The organism is Pedobacter sp. 22226, assembly GCF_052045455.1.
Lineage (GTDB): Bacteria > Bacteroidota > Bacteroidia > Sphingobacteriales > Sphingobacteriaceae > Pedobacter > Pedobacter jeongneungensis.
This window is the reverse complement of the sequence record NZ_JBQEPB010000005.1, coordinates 468,331-486,628: the sequence shown is the minus strand read 5'-3', so window position 1 is coordinate 486,628 and position 18,298 is coordinate 468,331. Positions and strand designations below refer to the sequence as shown.

Here is an 18,298-nt window from a genome sequence, read left to right as displayed (position 1 = left end):
AGGCCCCTTTAGGGGTTTGGGGTTAATACTGTTCTTTCTCATTAGGAAAATCATTTCCCTTCACATCGCGGATGTAAGATTGTGCTGCGCCTAAAATTTCGTCGTACAAATTAATGTATTGACGTAAAAAGCGCGGTTTAAATCCTTTGGTTAGCCCGATCATATCATTTACCACCAAAACCTGTCCATCGCATGCCTGGCCTGCGCCAATACCGATGGTTGGAATATGCAAACTTTCTGTAACTTCTTTACCCAAAGCTGCCGGGATTTTTTCCAGAACTATTGCAAAGCAACCTGCTGCCTGCAAGGCAAGTACATCAGTTTTTAATTTATTTGCTTCTTCTTCTTCCTTCGCGCGAACGGTATAGGTTCCAAATTTATATATCGATTGAGGTGTTAGTCCCAAATGCCCCATAACAGGGATACCAGCAGTTATAATACGCTGAACGGATTCGATGATCTCTTCACCACCTTCTAATTTAACACCATGTGCACCCGATTCTTTCATGATCCTGATGGCAGAGTTCAAAGCTTCTTTTGAATTTCCCTGGTAAGAACCAAAAGGTAAATCAACTACCACAAAAGCACGTTTAACTGCCCTGATTACAGAAGCAGCATGGTAAATCATCTGATCGAGGGTAATAGGCAAAGTCGTTTCGTGACCAGCCATTACATTTGAAGCAGAATCGCCAACCAGTAAAACGTCTAAACCTGCATCATCCAAAATGGTTGCCATTGAATAATCGTAGGCCGTTAGCATGGATATTTTTTCACCACGCTGTTTCATTTCCTGCAAAATGTGTGTGGTGATGCGCTTAATTTCTTTATGTACCGACATGGGATTTGTTTTGTGTTGCCAAAAGTATTGTTTTTTCTTTAATTAAGCCGAAAGACCAAAGGTAAAAGACCAAAGCAATCTCAGACTAAAATCATTTTTTATGTAAACGGGGTTTCGTTTCTTTCGGCTTTGGTCTTTCTGCTTTTAGCTTTAGTCTTTCTGCCAAACCTTATTTTATTTTTCTCTTTACATTTCCAATCTTAAACCCTATCTTTGTACCCCGAAATGGAAGGGATATATTCATCTTTTTTTGCATCCTGCAAATACGGCTTTAATGCCGAAAGCCATTCTTTTTTCAACTCTTTTTTAATTCAAAATCCATATTGTAATTACCATGACTAACTACACCAAGTTACCTGCGATTTTATTACTGGCCGATGGCACAGTTTTTTACGGCAAAGCGGCCGGAAAAATTGGCACCACTACCGGCGAAATTTGTTTTAATACCGGGATGACAGGTTACCAGGAAATTTTTACCGATCCAAGTTATTTTGGACAGATAATGGTTACCACCAATGCGCATATTGGTAATTATGGTATCCACAAAGATGAAATCGAATCAGGTTCGATCAAAATTGCTGGTTTAGTCTGCAAAAATTACAACATTATTTATAGCCGTAAAGAAGCAACAGAATCTATCCAGGATTATTTCCAGAACGACAATTTAGTTGCCATTTCCGATATCGATACCCGCGCACTGGTTCGCCATATCAGGGATAAAGGCGCAATGAACGCCATCATTTCTTCTGAGATTACTGATCTAGAGGAATTAAAACAAAAACTGGCTGATGTACCTTCGATGGAAGGCTTAGAACTTTCATCAAAAGTAAGTACAACAGAACCTTATTTTTATGGCAACCCTGAAGCAAGCTTAAAAGTTGCGGCTTTAGATTTGGGGATCAAGAAAAATATTTTACGCAGTTTCGAAAACCGCGATATCTACGTGCAGGTTTTCCCGGCTAAAACTACTTTCGCCGAAATGGAAAAATTCAGTCCAGATGGTTATTTCATTTCTAACGGTCCTGGTGATCCATCGGTAATGCCTTATGCGGTAGAAACCATAAAAGATATCCTCGCAGAAGACAAACCATTATTTGGTATCTGTTTAGGTCACCAGTTATTGGCCGAAGCTAACGGTATCGGAACCATGAAAATGTTTAACGGTCACCGCGGATTAAACCACCCCGTTAAAAATATCATTAAAAACCATTGCGAAGTTACTTCACAGAATCATGGTTTCGGGGTAATTCCTGATGAAGTGAGAAACTCTGATAAAGTAGAGATCACACACGTTAACCTGAATGATAAATCAATCGAAGGTATCCGTGTTAAAGGTAAAAAAGCATTTTCAGTTCAATATCACCCTGAATCTTCTCCGGGCCCACACGATTCGCGTTACTTATTCGACGATTTTGTTGAGGTAATGAAAGGCGAGTTAGTTTGGTAGGCCTTAAAAGACCAAAGCTTAAAGACTAAAGACCAAAGGTAGGCAGATGGCTGGAAGGCGGAAGGTTTAGGATTAAAGACTAGAAACTAATGACCAGTGACGAAGTTAGGAGTTTTGCGGAGCAGAACAGTTAACCAATTTAAACGATTAACCAGTTAACCCAATAAACTAATCAACAAAATAGATCTGCGGATTTGCGGCAAAACCGGCCAACAATCCGCAGATTTCTTTTATAAGCTATTTTTCGCCTGCTTAAAACATCATTTTACCGACATTTTCAGCGATCCGGGTAATAATTCATTTTCAATTCATTTAAAGCTCCTTACATTCGCAGTATGGAAATAAAGAAAGCCATTATCAGCGTAAATAACCTGGTAAAAAAGTACGATGATTTTGTGGCCGTTCAGGGCCTTAGTTTTGAAGTTTATGAAAACGAGATTTTTGGTTTGCTTGGTCCAAATGGTGCCGGAAAAACCACAACACTTGAAATTATCGAAACTCTGCGCGACAAAACCTCAGGCGAAATTATTGTTGATGGCTTTTCGGTAGATAAACAGGCGCACAATATTAAACAGATTATCGGTGTGCAGTTACAGGCCGCTGGCTATTACCCCAACCTGAACCTGATTGAACTGATTGAACTTTTTGCAGGTTTATATGGTGCCAACATTAAACCGATGGAAATGCTGGAGAAAGTAAACCTTCAGGACAAAGCCAAAGCTAAATACAAGGCACTTTCTGGTGGACAGAAACAACGTTTCTCAATCGCCACTACCCTGATTAACCAACCCAAAATCATTTTCCTTGATGAGCCTACTACAGGTTTGGATCCGCAGGCCCGCAGAAATCTTTGGGACCTGATTACCGAAATCCGCGATGCAGGCACAACAGTGGTAATTACCACCCACTATATGGATGAAGCCGAACAGCTATGCGATCGCGTTGCTTTTGTAGAGCGCGGACAGATCATCGCCCTGGATACTCCGGATAATCTGATTGATAAATTGGTAAACAGTGGTTTTGAACGTAAAAAAGAGGTTAAAAAAGCCAACCTGGAAGATGTTTTCATCAACCTGACAGGGCAAGAATGGAGAGAATAGGCTTTCAAGGGTATTTGAAAAGCAAAGACAGTGCTAAAATCAGCGTTAGTCCCGCTTTTCGTTACAATCTTTTTGCAAACACCATGCTTAGCAATTAAACTATACTAAGCAAAAAGGATTTACACTTCAATCGGGTTTAAGAACATAAAATATTGCAACTATTAATCAATAGTAAATGAAAAAATACAATAACATTAAAGCAACCCTGGCCCTTGCCAAAGCGAGTTTCCGGTCGATTATGCGGAGTCCTTCGGCGGTGGTATTTACACTTGCTTTCCCGCTAATCTTTATCTTGGTGTTTGGCTTTTTAGGTGGCGGCGGAACGCATATCGATGTTGGGGTAACACCAGGTTCTGATGTAAATAACCCGGTTATGGGCATGCTTGAAAAAACCGGCATGATCCGTTTGGTTAAGGATAAATCAAAAGCCGATTTTGATAAACTACTCGAAAAAGGTAATGTAGATGCCATGATCGATGTACATAGGAAAGTAAATTCTGCAGCTTATTCAGTTAATGTGGTCTATACATCAGCATCGCGTGATAAAGGTGGCATTTTAAAATCGGTTTTAAACAATGTCTTTTACGATAAAACACTAAAACCAACGGTTGCAGAGATAAAAGAAAGCACCATAACCGGTCGCGAATATAAAACCATTGATTTTATCCTACCCGGACAGCTGGGTTTCTCACTTTTGAGTACAGGCGTTTTCGGAACCGCTTTCGTATTTTTAAGTCTCCGCCAAACTTTGGTGATTAAACGCTTTTTTGCTACACCGGTAAGGCGTTCGAGCATTGTAATAGGCGAAGGTATTGCCCGTATTGGCTTTGCTTTAATAGGCGCTTTATTTATCATTTTAATCGGTCACTTCTTTTTTGGCTTTACACTCGTGCACGGGGCAGCCACGGTCGTCAATATGCTCATATTGGCTACAATGGGTATTATTGTTTTTATGGGCTTCGGGTTTATTATTTCGGGCATTGCCAAAAACGAGAGTATGGTACCGCCCATATCGAATATTGTTACTTTGCCTCAGTTTTTATTATCAGGCACTTTTTTCTCCATCGAGGCTTTCCCGAGTTGGCTGCAACCCATCAGCAGGGCTTTACCCCTCACCTATTTAAACGATGCCATGCGTAAGGTCGCTTTTGAAGGTGTGGGCTTATGGGATGTTAAATTCCAGATTATGATCCTTTTATTATGGGGAATCGGTATTTATGCCGTAGCCGTTAAGGTATTTAAGTGGGAATAATCAACATCATAAAGGATTTTAAAAAGATAACCGTTTGGTTATCTTTTTTTTTGTGAAAAATTTTAATATCGGATAATAGAGTTTTTATATTCAACCGATAATTGTTATATTTGGGTATGTGGGATTTTGATTTAAGCGATTTAGAAGAGTTACAACAACAAATAGGCAGGTTGTACGATAAAAAGACCAAGTTAGAAAACTCTAGGCCCTTGCCTAATAGCGCCCTACACCGCATCAAAGAAGACCTTACTCTCGAATGGACGTACAATTCCAACAGCATAGAAGGAAACACCCTAAGCCTAAAAGAAACCCAGATGGTTTTACAGGAGGGCATCACGGTTAAAGGCAAATCGTTAAGGGAACACTTCGAAGCCTTTAACCACGAAAAAGCAATCGATTACCTTTATACGCTGGTAAATCATAAATATACACTAAGGAGCATCGACATTTTATCATTACATGGCTTGGTTTTGCGGAGCATAGAAGACGATTACGCCGGCCGTTTAAGAAATGGCGGCGTGCGCATTGTTGGTGCAAATTTCACACCACCAAATGCCAGTAAGGTTTCCGATCTGCTGGATCAACTGATCACATTTGTAAATGATAACCCGTTGGGCTTAAATGATATTGTATTGTCAACCATTTTTCACCATAAACTGGTATGGATCCATCCTTTTTTCGATGGAAACGGCCGTACGGTAAGGCTTGCCATGAATCTTTTACTCATGCGCAGGGGCTTTCCTCCTGCTATCATTCTCAAAAACGACAGAAAAAAGTATTATGAGGCACTTAATCAAGCTAACAAAGGTAAATACCATAAGCTCTGCCTGCTTATGCTGCAGGCCGTAGAGCGCTCTTTAAATATCTATTTAAATGCGCTACCCAATAGCACTTATGGCGATTACGAACCCATATCGCATATTGTTTCGGAGCCAGATGTGCCTTATGGGCAAGAGTATGTAAGTTTACTGGCGAGGCAGGGCAAAATAGATGCATACAAAGAAGGCAGGGATTGGCTAACCACAAAATCTGCAGTAAAAAGCTATATCCAAACGCGTAAAAGGAAACGTTAACCTTTTTTAACTTTTTGCGGTTTGATAATGACGTAATTTTACCGAAAAATATTTAATGAAAAATTTGATCATCTTTTGCAGTATCCTATTGATTACCAATACTTCAAAAGCGCAGTTTAAATTCCTCGCCAATAACAGTTCAAATCAATATAAGGCTAAAATTATTGTAGATAAGTGCGAAAACGGAACTTGTGATGGAAAAGCTACTGTTATACTCTACGATAAAATAAACGATCGGGAAATCGATACTTTTCATTCGGATGATCTCGAATTCGGCTTAACAGAAACCCAGAATGCAAAACTCGGCTGGCTTGAACTCGGAAAATACCAAACGCCTTTAATTTTCGGCGATTTTAATTTTGACGGACTAGAGGATATCGCCATCAGAAATGGCAATAAAGGTGCTTACATGAGTCCATCCTATGATGTGTACTTAGCCGCAGCCGAAAACAAATTTACCTTAAATAATGAACTAACTAAACTGGCCAGCGAAAACCTCGGCATGTTTGATGTAGATAAAAAACTTAAGCAAGTTTCCATCCATCAAAAAGACGGATGTTGCTTTGATAAGACGATCAATTACAAATACAGTAGTAAAAATGCATTATACGAAGATTCGTCGGTAATTGAAGATTCGAGCATTGCCGATTATGTTACGGTAATTACCCAAAAACTCGTTGATGGCAAAATGAAAAGAACCGTGCAAAAATTTAAGATGAAAGATTATTATAATCAATAGCCCAGGTTATTTTAACTCAGATGCACAAGACTGATTACCGTCATTTCGAGCGGAGTGCAACGCAGCCGAGAACCACAAAGTGTTCTGCAAAGCAAAATCTATCTCGAGATAGATCTCTCTCCCGAATATTCGGGACGCTTCAGTCGGGATGACGAATTTTTATTTAAAGCGCTGCTTTTACCAAAAATGGCAATATCTCTTTCTGAAAGCTTACAAAGTTTTTACGTACGTCTGAATCACTTACCGAGGTAAACGCAAAAGAGAATACAATGCTTTTACTAGCTTTAAGTAAGAAGGCCAATCCTTCTCTTCTGGCAGGGTTATTCTTAAAGTTATCCAATTGCAGGTAAGCAGCCAATAACAATGCTTCTAACTGATCTGATAAATGTTTTAAAAACTCTTGTGAGTTGGCGTTTTCGCGTACAAAATCCCAACCGATAAATTCGTTACAGGCCGTAAATGATAAACGGCTGGTTTTCATCACCAGGGCTTTTAAATGCTCTTCTTCTGATGCGTAACTTACCTTATTATTTAAAATCTCATGCAGGTTCTGATCCAGGTAATCCATCAGGATACTGTCTAATACCTGCTCTTTGCTTTCAAAATATTTATAAATCGTTGCTTTGGCAATACGTGCCTTTTTTGCAATTTCGTTTACGCTGGTTTTATGATAACCGTATTTTCTAAATAATTCTTTGGCAGCCTTTTTTACTGTTTCTTTTATTTTTTCAGCTTCCATTTTAATTGCTTACGTGTAATAGTGTGTTGCCCTGCAACGAAATGTTGTACGCTTTTAAGTTTTTTTCGGCAGGTGCTTTTTGCGGACTTCCATCTAACAAAGAAAATTTTGCGCCAGAACAAGGATCTGTTGCGGTTACGCCGCTATCATCAGGTGCTACTTTACAAATTTTCTCAGGATTTACTGTGCTGCAACGATCAAAAGCTACATAAGTGCCAAGTGGCGTTTTTACGATCAGCAACCCACCAACACCATTGTTAGGCACTACCAGCACATTATTTACCGCTTTAATACTAAATTCGGTTAAAGTAACATTATAATTTACCGGTACATCCGGAATATAACCATCTTCTTTACCGCAACCTGTGCCCAGTACCAGAACAAATAATATGCTGTATAAATATTTCATCATTAAATTAAGGCCGATTTAAACTGCTTTAAGAAACGCGCATCATTTTCAGAGAATAAACGCAGATCTTTAATCACATATTTCAGGTTGGCAATACGCTCAATCCCCATTCCAAATGCAAAACCGCTGTATTTTTTAGAGTCGATGCCACAGTTTTCCAAGACATTGGGATCTACCATACCACAGCCTAAAATTTCAACCCAGCCACTGTATTTACAAAGCTGGCAGCCCGCACCTTTACAAATGGTACAAGAAATATCCATTTCTGCAGATGGCTCAGTAAAAGGGAAATATGAAGGACGGAAACGTACTTTGGTACCTTCTCCGTACAACTCCTGAACAAAATAAAATAATGTTTGCTTTAAATCAGCAAATGAAACATTTTCATCAACATACAAACCTTCTACCTGGTGGAAAAAGCAGTGCGCCCTGGCAGAGATGGCCTCATTACGGTAAACACGGCCCGGCATAATTGCCCTGAATGGCGGCTGCCCCTGCTCCATCATACGCACCTGTACCGATGAAGTATGTGTACGTAGCGCAATATCACCTTTTTCGCCTCCTTTTTTAATGAAAAAAGTATCCTGCATATCTCTTGCAGGATGTTCCTCCGGGAAGTTCAAAGCCGAGAAATTGTGCCAGTCGTCTTCAATTTCAGGACCTTCTGCCACCGTAAAACCAAGTTTGGCAAAAATCTCTACAATTTCCCTGCGCACTAAAGCCAGAGGATGACGTGAACCAATCTCGAAACCTTCGCCAGGTAAAGTTAAATCCAGTTCTGAATTTTCACTTTTGGTATCTGTGCTTTCGGTAGATTCTTTTAAAGTCTGGTATTTTGATTCGGCAAGTTGCTTAAATTCGTTTAAAACCTTACCTAACGATCTTTTTTCTTCAACAGAAACTGATTTAAATTCGTCGAAAATCTCTTTAATAATGCCTTTGCTTCCTAAATATTTAATGCGGAATTGCTCTAACTCGTCTGCTTTTTCAGTGACGAAAGCATTAATTTTTTCGGTATATTGTGTTATTTTGTCCTGTAACATGGCTTCAAATATACAGGAAATTTTATTAAAGTTTTAGGTGTGCCGGGTTCAAAAGCATTCCTGAAATGCATTTATTACAAGAAAATGAACTGGCATTAACAAAAACTGAAGAACTGTCAAAGTAATACGATCTTTGATAAACACCCTTGTTAAGATTTTTCAGGTTATTTTAACAGATTTGTAGCGGAACCAGGCTTTTTCGCGTTTATGTGAAAAAACCATATAAAACTTATGAGAAAATTTCTAATTGCATTTGTGGCGATCTTTATCGTGAATTTTGGCTGTAAAAAAATAACCGACTCAGGTGGGCTATGTGCCTGCTCTCCGATTAATTACCCCTATTTGAGTTTAGTTATAAAAAATGCCGCAGATCAGGATTTACTGGATACTAAAAATACTGGCGCATTTACTAAAGACAAGATACAATTGTATTATAAAGAAGCAAACGGGAACACTAAACAGATTAACTTTTTTATACGTCCGCCATTTTCATACGGTTCCGATCAGTTTAAATTTTCACAGGTATATTCAGAAGAAATTGTAGCTGTATCCAATAATAAAGACAATACTCTTTTCCTTAAACTGGGAGATAATGTACCTTATGAACTGAAACTGCAAATGAACAGCACAAAAAGCAAGGTAGAAAAATTAACCATTGATGATAAGGAAGCACCTGCCGAAAACGGTAAAGTAAGCACTTATTTGGATGGGAATATTTTTAACCTGGTGCGATAGCGTAATGCTATAGATTAAAAATTATTATACAAAAAAGGCCCGTAAATAAATTTACGGGCCTTTTCATTTTGAAGATTATTTAATTACACCTAATTCTTTACCTACTTTGGTAAATGCGGCGATTGCTTTGTCTAAGTGATGTTGCTCGTGCCCGGCAGATAACTGTACGCGGATCCTTGCTTTACCCTGAGGCACTACCGGATAAAAGAAACCAATTACATAAATACCTTCTTCTAACATTTTAGCGGCAAATTGTTGCGCAATTTTAGCATCATATAACATTACCGGCACAATCGGGTGAAAACCTGGCTTGATATCAAAACCGGCTGCCGTCATTTTTTCGCGGAAATATTTGGTATTGCTTTCTAACTTATCCCTTAATGATGTGGTTTCGCTCAACATATCCAATACTGCGATTGATGCACCTGCAATAGCCGGAGCGAGGGTATTAGAGAACAAATATGGACGTGAACGCTGACGCAACATATCTATAATTTCTTTCTTTCCGGAAGTAAAACCACCAGATGCACCACCTAAAGCTTTACCCAAAGTACCGGTGATGATATCGATACGATCTATCACGTTAAAATGTTCGTGTGTTCCACGACCGTTTTTACCGATAAAACCGGTACAGTGTGATTCATCAATCATGATCAAAGCTTCATATTTATCGGCCAGATCGGCAATTTTATCCAGGGGCGCAACAGAGCCATCCATAGAGAAAGCACCATCGGTAACGATAATGCGGTGACGGCAATCTTTTGCAGCAATCAACTGTTTTTCCAGGTCTTCCATATCTGCATTTTTATAACGGAAACGTTGCGCTTTACATAAACGCACACCGTCGATAATAGATGCATGGTTTAGTTCATCTGAAATAATCGCATCTTCAGCATTGAACAGGGGTTCAAAAACACCTCCGTTGGCATCAAATGCAGCTGCATATAAAATGGTATCTTCCGTACCTAAAAATTTAGAGATTTTCGCTTCCAGTTCTTTATGTACATCCTGTGTTCCACAGATAAAGCGTACTGAAGACATTCCATAGCCATGATCGTCGATTGCTTTTTTAGCTGCCTCAATCACTTTTGGGTGAGAAGAGAGTCCTAAATAGTTATTTGCACAAAAGTTGGTTACTTCAGTACCACCACTTACTTTAATGTCGGCACCCTGAGGTGTAATAATGATCCTTTCGCGTTTAAATAATCCAGCGTTTTCGATTTCTTCAAGTTCTTTTTGAAGAACTGGTTGTAATGTTTTATACATGGCCTTTTTATATGGTTGATTTTACGTCCAAAGTTATAAAAAAAAGTCTTTTCTGACCTAAAAAGGCAATTTTAACAACATATTTACCAAACAAACGTTTGATTGATCCGGCAATCGTTAGCACGGCTTTTATTTTTGTTAAAATCCGGTGCATTTATTATTTTTTTTCATCGTTAACAAACTTTAACACCTCGCTATATGTATAGTGTTAAAAGTTATTCGATATTTATAGCTTACTAATCTACGTATGATAAGAATTTGCGCACTCCTATTGTTTTGCGGCCTCACTAATTTTGCTTTTGCTCAACATTTCACAGCCACAGGCATAGTTAAGGATACGAACGGGCAACCCGTACCCTTTACTTCAGTTTATTTAAAAGGCACCACTACCGGTACTTCTGCAAATGTTGATGGGAAATATTCAATAAAACTTAAGAAAGGAGAACACACCTTAAGCTTTAGGGCAGTTGGTTACAAACAACAAGAGCATATTGTTAACATATCGGCAGATCTTTCACTCAATGTAACGTTAACAGCAGAAAGCTATACTTTAGAAAATGTAAATATCAGGGCAAATGCCGAAGATCCGGCTTATGCCATTATCCGTAATGCCATTAAACAAAGGAAAACGCATTTAAATGAGGTTAATGCTTTCAGTTGCGATGTGTACATTAAAGGTGTACAGCGATTAAAAGGGGCTCCCAAAAAGTTTTTCGGACGGGATATTCAAAAAGTTCTAGAACTTGATACCAACCGGAAAGGCATTATTTATTTATCAGAATCGCAAAGTAAATTTAATTTCAGACGGCCTAATGATGTGCATGAAGAAATGATCTCATCAAAAGTTGCGGGCAGAAATAATGCTTTCAGTTTTAACAAGGCATCAGATCTGATTATTAATTTTTACGATAATTATTTACTCGAAAACAAATTAAGCGCCAGGGGTTTTATCTCTCCAATTGCAGATAATGCCCTTTTTTATTATAAATATAAGTTACTTGGCGAAAGCAAGGAAAATGGAGAAACCATCCACAAAATAGAAGTAATTCCGCGCCGCGAAAACGACCCGGTATTCAGGGGAATTATTTACATTGTTGATGACAGCTGGAGGATTTACAATACAGATGTGTACCTCACTAAAAATTCAGGAATTAACTTTATCGATACGCTGAACATCAGCCAGCAATTTACTAAAGTTAATGAAGTGTACATGCCTACTTCTATCAATTTTCAATTTGCAGGTAATGTACTGGGCTTTAAAATTGCCGGTTATTTTGTAGGTATTTACAGCAATTATAACCTCGACCCTAAGTTCCCGAATAACTTTTTTAATGGGGAAATATTGAAAATAACCGAAATGGTGAACAAGAAAGATTCTGTTTACTGGAAAAATAACAGGCCTATCCCTTTAACTGAGGATGAAAAAATCAATTACGTTAAAAAGGATAGTGTTGCTAAATTGAAGGAGTCGAAAAAGTACCTGGATTCGTTGGAAAAAGACAACAATAAATTCGGTATAGGCAAATTGCTGTTACATGGCTATAGCATTAACGACAGATATGATAAGGAATACTGGTCGTTCGACCCGGTTCTAAGGGCTATATTTTATAACACGGTAGAAGGTTTCGCAGTTAAATATGGTGTTACCTATAGAAAAGAGTTGGAGAACAGAAGATCTTACTCTATCCGCCCGGAACTGCGGTACGGTTTCGCCAACCAAAAACTCACCGGAAGTTTAACCGGAAGCTATTATTACAATCCGCTTAAACGTGCCAGTGTAGGAGCATCATTCGGAAACGGAATTTTCGATTTGAACAACCTGGGCTCAATGACAACCTTGGGAAATTCGATCAACTCGTTGTTTTATGAAAAAAACTTCGCGAAGTTTTATGAAAAAAGCTTTGTGAATATCAACACCACCCGCGAGCTGGCATCAGGCCTGCAAGGCAGTATAAGTGTAGATTATAGCAGAAACAAAACCCTTACAAATAATACGGATTTTAAATTTATCGATGCCAAAGACAGGGAGTTTACTTCGAACAACCCGTTTACACCTACGGTAGAAACACCGCTTTTCCCTAATTATAATTCTTTAAGTGCAACGGCAAGCTTAACCTATACCTTCGGACAGCAATATATTACCCGTCCTGATGGCAAATTTTATACCGAATCGAAATTTCCTAAAATTACGGTATTGTATAAAAAAGGGTTTAATGGTGTACTAAACAGCGATGTTGATTATGATTTTGTAAAACTTGAGGTTTCTCAGGACAGAATCGGATTAGGCCTGTGGGGTTATACTTCGTTTTTAGCTGGTGTTGGCAAGTTCCTGAACAATAAAAACATGTATTATCCTGACTTTAAACATTTTGCAGGTAACATTTCTACCATTTTCCCTCCAAATTTAAGGAAGTTTCAATATTTAGACTTTTATCAATTTAGCACCAACCAGCAATACTTCGAAGCGCACCTGGAGCATAATTTTGCCGGTTTCTTTATGAATAAAGTTCCATTATTGCGTAAAGCGAAGCTGGAAGAATTTATCGGCGGAGGTTATTTATCTTCTCCCGAAAAAAGAAACTACAAAGAATTTTATTTTGGTATCCAACGCCTGGTATTAAGGGCAAGCTATGGCTTCGCTTATGATGGCGGTACCAAGTTAACGCAGGGATTCAGGATATCTTACGGCTTTTAACATCCCAACCCTCCCCTAAGAAGGGAGGGCTTTAACAGTTGTTTTGAAAGTGCGAGCTAAGACCTTTCGCCTTAAACCTTTTCACCTTCAACCTTTTTTATTATCTTTGCCCCGCTTTAAACGCCGTTTGCAACGGTATCAACAGCGTTATGAAAAAATATCAGACACTACTTTACTATTGCTATAGTTACATAGCAGAGGCAGAACAATTTGCTGCCGATCACCTTAAATTTTGTAAATCATTAAGTTTAGTTGGCCGTATTATCGTTGCTGATGAAGGCTTAAACGGAACTGTTTCTGGTACTGCTGAAGCCTGCAAAGCTTATATGGAAGCCGTACATGCCGATGAAAGATTTGCCAAAACAGAATTCAAGATTGATGATGTTGAGGAACCTTCTTTCCTGAAAATGCACTGCCGTTATAAATCTGAAATTGTACATTCAGGCTTAAGGGATACTTCAATTATTAATCCGAACGAAAAAACAGGGAAACATTTAGAGCCGGTTGATTTCATGAAAATGAAAGATGAAGAGGATGTGATAATCCTTGATGTGCGTTCTAATTATGAACATAACCTGGGTAAATTTAAGAATGCAGTAACACTTGATATTGAGAATTTCCGTGATTTCCCCGAGCAGATTAATCAGCTTGCCCAGTATAAAGACAAAAAAATATTAACCTATTGCACCGGTGGGATTAAATGCGAAAAGGCATCTGCCCTATTGTTGCATCATGGCTTTAACGATGTGTACCAATTGCATGGTGGCATTATTAAATACGGAAAGGAAGCCGGTGGAAAGGATTTTGAAGGCAAATGTTATGTTTTCGACAACCGTATTGCGGTTGATGTAAATGAGGTAAATCCTACCATTGTTTCCGTTTGTTATAACTGTGGCAAAACCACGCCAAAAATGATCAACTGTGCCAATCCTGAATGCAATGAACACATCACCCAATGCGATGATTGTGGCAACGAACTTCAGGGATGTTGCTCGACAGCTTGTACGACTAATCCGCGCAAACGTCCTTATGATGGCACGGGTTATTATGTAAAGGTTCCGCAGCCGGTGGCGGTGAAAGGGTAGCTCCGCTTATTGCCTGTTGGTTGATGGTCAATGGTTTGATTGTTGATAGCTTATAGCCATAATACTATTGGTTCATGGTCAATGATTTGATAGTTAATAACGAATAGTAATTTAACTTAGCAAAAATTCGAGTAATTCTAAGCCATAATATTGAAGGAGATGATTATATTCATTTAAAATTCAATATTATGGCTTTCAAATTTGAAGAATTAAAAGTTTGGCAGATTTCACTCAATCTCAGTAACGAAATAGACATTATTGCTAAAAACTTCCCGCGGATAGAGCTATTCAGTCTCTCCAATCAAATTAAAAAAGCAGCAGACTCAGTAAACCTTAATATTGCTGAAGGTTGCATGGGTCAGTCAAAAGCTGAGTTCAAAAGATTTCTAACTTATTCTGTCAGATCTGGGTTAGAAGTGGTGAGCTGTCTCTTTATGGCTGCATCAAGAAATTATATTACCGAATCTGAATTTAAAAGGTTATACATGGAATACGAACAGCTTTGTAAAATGATATCAAAATTGAAGACTTCGCTTTAAGAAAGGTAATTTTTTTAATGGTTCATGGTTAATAGTCTTTTAGCCAAGTAGGATAAAACTAGGTTTTGAACCTTTACTATTTGGTTTGATGGTTGATGGTCTGATAGCCGCATTGTATAATCAGCCTAATCAAGTACTTACCGCTAAGTCACGAACGATTTGCTTAAGAAATTTGGCTATTAACCATGAACAAAAACCATCAACCCTAGGAAATCATCAAACCTTAAGCTAACCTAATCATTAATCGCTGGTCTGAGCAATTTGTCTATCAACCATCAACTAAAAAACCATCAACCCCAAAGCAACATTAAACTCTCGCCCGTATTAAACATTTTTTCATTTACTTTGTGTAATAATGGCTTTATCCAGTAACCATTTTATGCTAAACTATTTTCGTTTCCTATTACTGCTATCCTGTTTTACTATAAGCTCCTATGCATCAGAAATTAAAAGCATTGGTGTACCCTATATAGAAAATTATCCCAAATCTGTTTACTCGTCCGGCAATCAAAACTGGAGCATTACAAAAGATAAAAATGGAGTAATGTATTTTGGCAATGCCGAAGGACTTTTAACTTTCGATGGGCGTTACTGGCAAAAATATCAGCTACCTAACCGGCAGATTGTCAGATCTGTTGCTACCGATAATAAAGGAAGAATTTACACCGGCGGTTTTGGCGAATTTGGATTCTGGGCAATTAAAAGTAACAAATTAAGTTATAATTCACTCATTAATCTGTTACCAAAAGGGATCAAAATCAATGATGAGGTTTGGAAAATTTATGTAGATCAGGACCGGGTAATTTTTCAGTCGTTCTCCAAAATATTCATTTATAAAAACAATAAAATAGAAGTGGTTAAGTCGCCATCTTCCTTTTTGTTTTTGCATAAAGTGCGTAACAGGTATCTTATCGAAGTATTGGAAAAAGGCCTATTCGAACTGGTTGGCAACAAACTGATCCACATTCCGAACAGTGAGAAACTGGGCAAAGAAGGTATTCTTTCTATTCTCCCCTATAAAACAGATGGCTTTATTATCGGCACCAGCAAAAACGGATTATTTACTTATGATGGAAAAGATTTTACACCATTAAATACACCTGCAAATAGTTATCTAAAAACCTATCAGCTTAACAATGGGGTAAGTTTATTGGGCAAATACTTTGCTTATGGAACTATTTTAAACGGCTTGATTATTATTGATGAAAATGGAAGGGTGGTTCAGCGCATTAATAAATCGAGCGGGTTACAGAACAATACCGTTCTAAGTTTATATGCCGATAACGAACAAAACTTATGGACTGGGTTAGATAACGGAATCGACAGAATAGAGCTTAACTCTCCCCTGTATTTCTATTTTGATAAAACAGGACAATTCGGAACGGTTTATTCGAGCATTATTTTCAATAATAAAATTTACCTGGGCACCAATCAAGGCCTGTTTTATAGCGAGTGGTCGCCAGATAACCTTTTACCATTTAATTTCAGGTTAATTCCGAATTCGCAGGGGCAGGTGTGGGAACTGACCATCATTGATAATGAACTCATCTGCGGTCACAATAGCGGCACATTTAAAGTAAATGGCGATCAAATTAACTGGCTGTCAAGATCTGCCGGAGGATGGACAATCAAAAAGCTAAACTCCAATCCAAATTACCTTGTTCAGGGCACCTATACTGGGCTTTCGCTCTTTACAGAATCTCCCGGTTCGGGACTAAAATTTGTAACGAAGATTGGGGGATTTGACGCGCCATCAAGATATGTAGAGCAAGATAATAAAGGCGATATATGGGTGGCGCATGCCTATAAAGGCTTATATAAACTGAGTTTAAGCGCGAGTTACAACAGTGCAACCAGTGTTAAATATTTCGATGAGAAGAACGGTTTACCGGGCAATTACAACATCAATATATTTAATTTAGAGAACAAAATCGTTTTTTCTTCTGATGCGGGCTTTTATACTTATGACGAGCTAAGTGATAAATTTACCAAGTATGCCGCATTAAACAAGGAGCTTGGCTCGTTCCAATCGTCTAATAAAATTATTAATGCAGGTGGCAAAAAATACTGGTTTATTAACCATGGTAAAACGGCTCTGGTAAATTTTAGTGAGCCCGGTAAGGTTGAAATCGATTCAAATCAATTCAGCATCTTAGATGGCAGGATGGTGCAATACTACGAGAACATCAGTCGCATCAGCAATTCCATCTATCTCATCAGTGTAGATGATGGTTTCGTCATTTATAATCCAACTGCGCAACTTAACCAGCAGAAACAAAAACTTCCTTCCGTTTTAATCAGGCGTGTAGAAGATATTACCGATAAATTTACCCTGATTAGCGAGGCCGGAAACAGTGAGGAAGCCACAGAGATCCAGAACAGCCGCAACAACATCCGCATTTCTTACGCACTGCCCTATTACCGGCAGGCGAAGGTTAAATACCAGATTTATCTGGAAGGTTACTCCCGCACCTGGTCTGACTGGAGTTATGCCTCACAAAAAGATTTCACCAATTTAAGTGCAGGAAACTATGTTTTTAAGGTCAGGGCAAAGATAGATGACAGTACGGTAAGCGAAGAAACCGTTTATAAGTTTACCATTTTGCGTCCCTGGTACCTGAATAACTGGGCTTTACTATTTTATGCCATTCTGTTTGTGATTGTACTGATTATGGGCAAGAAAATTTATGAGAGAAAGCTTCAGAGAGATAGTCAGAAAATAAGCGACCGCTTGCAGGCAGAGCAGGAAGAAATATTAAAACAAGAAGCAGAAACTAACGAGAAGCAGATTATTAAGCTTCAAACAGAAAAACTACAGGCCGAGTTGGCTTCAAAAAACAGGGAACTGGCCAATTCTGCTATGACCCTGGTTTACAAGAATGAGCTCCTCCAAAAACTGAGTGACGAAATCACCAAATTAAAGGATGAGAATGGCAAAAAGCTTTCTGATGATCAAACACGCAAAATCCAGAAAGTAATAAACGATGGAATGAATGATGAGCGGGATTGGCACCTGTTCGAAAACAGCTTTAATGAAGCGCACGAAAGTTTCTTTAAGAAATTAAAGGCACAACACCCTGATCTCGTTCCGAATGATTTAAAACTTTGCGCCTACCTCAGAATGAACATGAGCAGTAAAGAAATGTCATCGTTGTTGAACATCAGTTTACGCGGAGTTGAGATCCGCAGGTACCGCTTACGCAAAAAACTAGAGGTACCACACGACAAAAATTTAACTGAATTTTTGATGGAACTCTAACCAAAATCACAACTTCATTTCCTTTATTTTTGCTAAAGCACCTAACAAAAGTTACGCTAATTAAAGATACAAAAAGCAA

Annotated in this window: 15 protein-coding genes; 10 read left to right on the top strand and 5 right to left on the bottom strand. The window is 38.5% G+C overall.

Annotation, left to right across the window (positions count from 1 at the left end; all coding sequences use genetic code 11):
* Positions 1-22 precede the first annotated feature (22 nt).
* Positions 23-838 carry a 3-methyl-2-oxobutanoate hydroxymethyltransferase gene (panB, locus tag ACTJKC_RS14220; RefSeq protein WP_344853022.1) on the bottom strand — a complete coding sequence of 272 codons (816 nt, stop codon included), beginning with the start codon at positions 836-838 and terminating at the stop codon, positions 23-25.
* Between the two features lie 334 nt (positions 839-1,172).
* Here panB and carA point away from each other — a divergent pair, with 334 nt between their 5' ends.
* The 5 genes from carA (at position 1,173) to ACTJKC_RS14195 (ending at position 6,449) form a co-directional block, all read left to right on the top strand.
* Positions 1,173-2,285, top strand: a complete 1,113-nt coding sequence (carA, locus tag ACTJKC_RS14215; protein WP_440792828.1) for a glutamine-hydrolyzing carbamoyl-phosphate synthase small subunit — start codon at positions 1,173-1,175, stop codon at positions 2,283-2,285.
* A 335-nt stretch (positions 2,286-2,620) separates the two neighbouring features.
* Entirely contained in the window at positions 2,621-3,385 is a 765-nt protein-coding gene (locus ACTJKC_RS14210) for an ABC transporter ATP-binding protein (RefSeq protein ID WP_440792826.1), read from the top strand.
* Positions 3,386-3,560: 175 nt separating this feature from the next.
* Complete coding sequence (locus ACTJKC_RS14205; RefSeq protein WP_440792824.1) at positions 3,561-4,637, top strand: ABC transporter permease; 1,077 nt, start codon at positions 3,561-3,563, stop codon at positions 4,635-4,637.
* A gap of 116 nt (positions 4,638-4,753) precedes the next feature.
* Entirely contained in the window at positions 4,754-5,710 is a 957-nt protein-coding gene (locus ACTJKC_RS14200) for a Fic family protein (RefSeq protein ID WP_440792822.1), read from the top strand.
* A 55-nt stretch (positions 5,711-5,765) separates the two neighbouring features.
* Positions 5,766-6,449: an XAC2610-related protein gene (locus tag ACTJKC_RS14195; protein ID WP_440792820.1), complete on the top strand. Its 684-nt coding sequence runs from the start codon at positions 5,766-5,768 to the stop codon at positions 6,447-6,449.
* Between the two features lie 163 nt (positions 6,450-6,612).
* Here ACTJKC_RS14195 and ACTJKC_RS14190 read toward each other — a convergent pair whose 3' ends face one another.
* The 3 genes from ACTJKC_RS14190 to pheS are packed head-to-tail and all read right to left on the bottom strand — an operon-like array spanning position 6,613 to position 8,640.
* A complete protein-coding gene (locus ACTJKC_RS14190; RefSeq protein WP_025145723.1) occupies positions 6,613-7,188 on the bottom strand; it encodes a TetR/AcrR family transcriptional regulator in 576 nt (191 codons plus the stop codon).
* A gap of 1 nt (position 7,189) precedes the next feature.
* A complete protein-coding gene (locus ACTJKC_RS14185; RefSeq protein ID WP_344853016.1) occupies positions 7,190-7,600 on the bottom strand; it encodes a hypothetical protein in 411 nt (136 codons plus the stop codon).
* Complete coding sequence (gene pheS, locus ACTJKC_RS14180; protein ID WP_440792818.1) at positions 7,600-8,640, bottom strand: phenylalanine--tRNA ligase subunit alpha; 1,041 nt, start codon at positions 8,638-8,640, stop codon at positions 7,600-7,602. Before pheS ends, ACTJKC_RS14185 begins: the two co-directional genes overlap by 1 nt.
* 342 nt (positions 8,641-8,982) lie before the next feature.
* On the opposite strand from pheS, the gene ACTJKC_RS14175 reads away from it, so the two are divergent.
* The gene (locus tag ACTJKC_RS14175) at positions 8,983-9,375 is read left to right on the top strand and encodes a hypothetical protein (RefSeq protein WP_440792816.1); all 393 of its coding nucleotides are present in this window, start codon (positions 8,983-8,985) and stop codon (positions 9,373-9,375) included.
* Between the two features lie 75 nt (positions 9,376-9,450).
* Here the strand turns inward: ACTJKC_RS14175 and kbl are convergent, their stop codons facing one another.
* Entirely contained in the window at positions 9,451-10,641 is a 1,191-nt protein-coding gene (kbl, locus tag ACTJKC_RS14170; RefSeq protein WP_344853013.1) for a glycine C-acetyltransferase, read from the bottom strand.
* A 247-nt stretch (positions 10,642-10,888) separates the two neighbouring features.
* Between kbl and ACTJKC_RS14165 the strand changes: the two genes are divergently transcribed.
* From ACTJKC_RS14165 to ACTJKC_RS14150, 4 genes are all read left to right on the top strand, one after another.
* A complete protein-coding gene (locus ACTJKC_RS14165) occupies positions 10,889-13,336 on the top strand; it encodes a DUF5686 and carboxypeptidase regulatory-like domain-containing protein (protein ID WP_440792814.1) in 2,448 nt (815 codons plus the stop codon).
* Positions 13,337-13,485: 149 nt separating this feature from the next.
* Positions 13,486-14,421 (top strand): oxygen-dependent tRNA uridine(34) hydroxylase TrhO, encoded by a 936-nt coding sequence (gene trhO / locus ACTJKC_RS14160; RefSeq protein WP_440792812.1) that lies wholly within the window; start codon positions 13,486-13,488, stop codon positions 14,419-14,421.
* Positions 14,422-14,609: 188 nt separating this feature from the next.
* Complete coding sequence (locus ACTJKC_RS14155; protein WP_440792810.1) at positions 14,610-14,960, top strand: four helix bundle protein; 351 nt, start codon at positions 14,610-14,612, stop codon at positions 14,958-14,960.
* A 379-nt stretch (positions 14,961-15,339) separates the two neighbouring features.
* Positions 15,340-18,219 (top strand): ligand-binding sensor domain-containing protein, encoded by a 2,880-nt coding sequence (locus ACTJKC_RS14150; RefSeq protein ID WP_440792808.1) that lies wholly within the window; start codon positions 15,340-15,342, stop codon positions 18,217-18,219.
* The last annotated feature ends 79 nt before the right edge of the window (positions 18,220-18,298 follow it).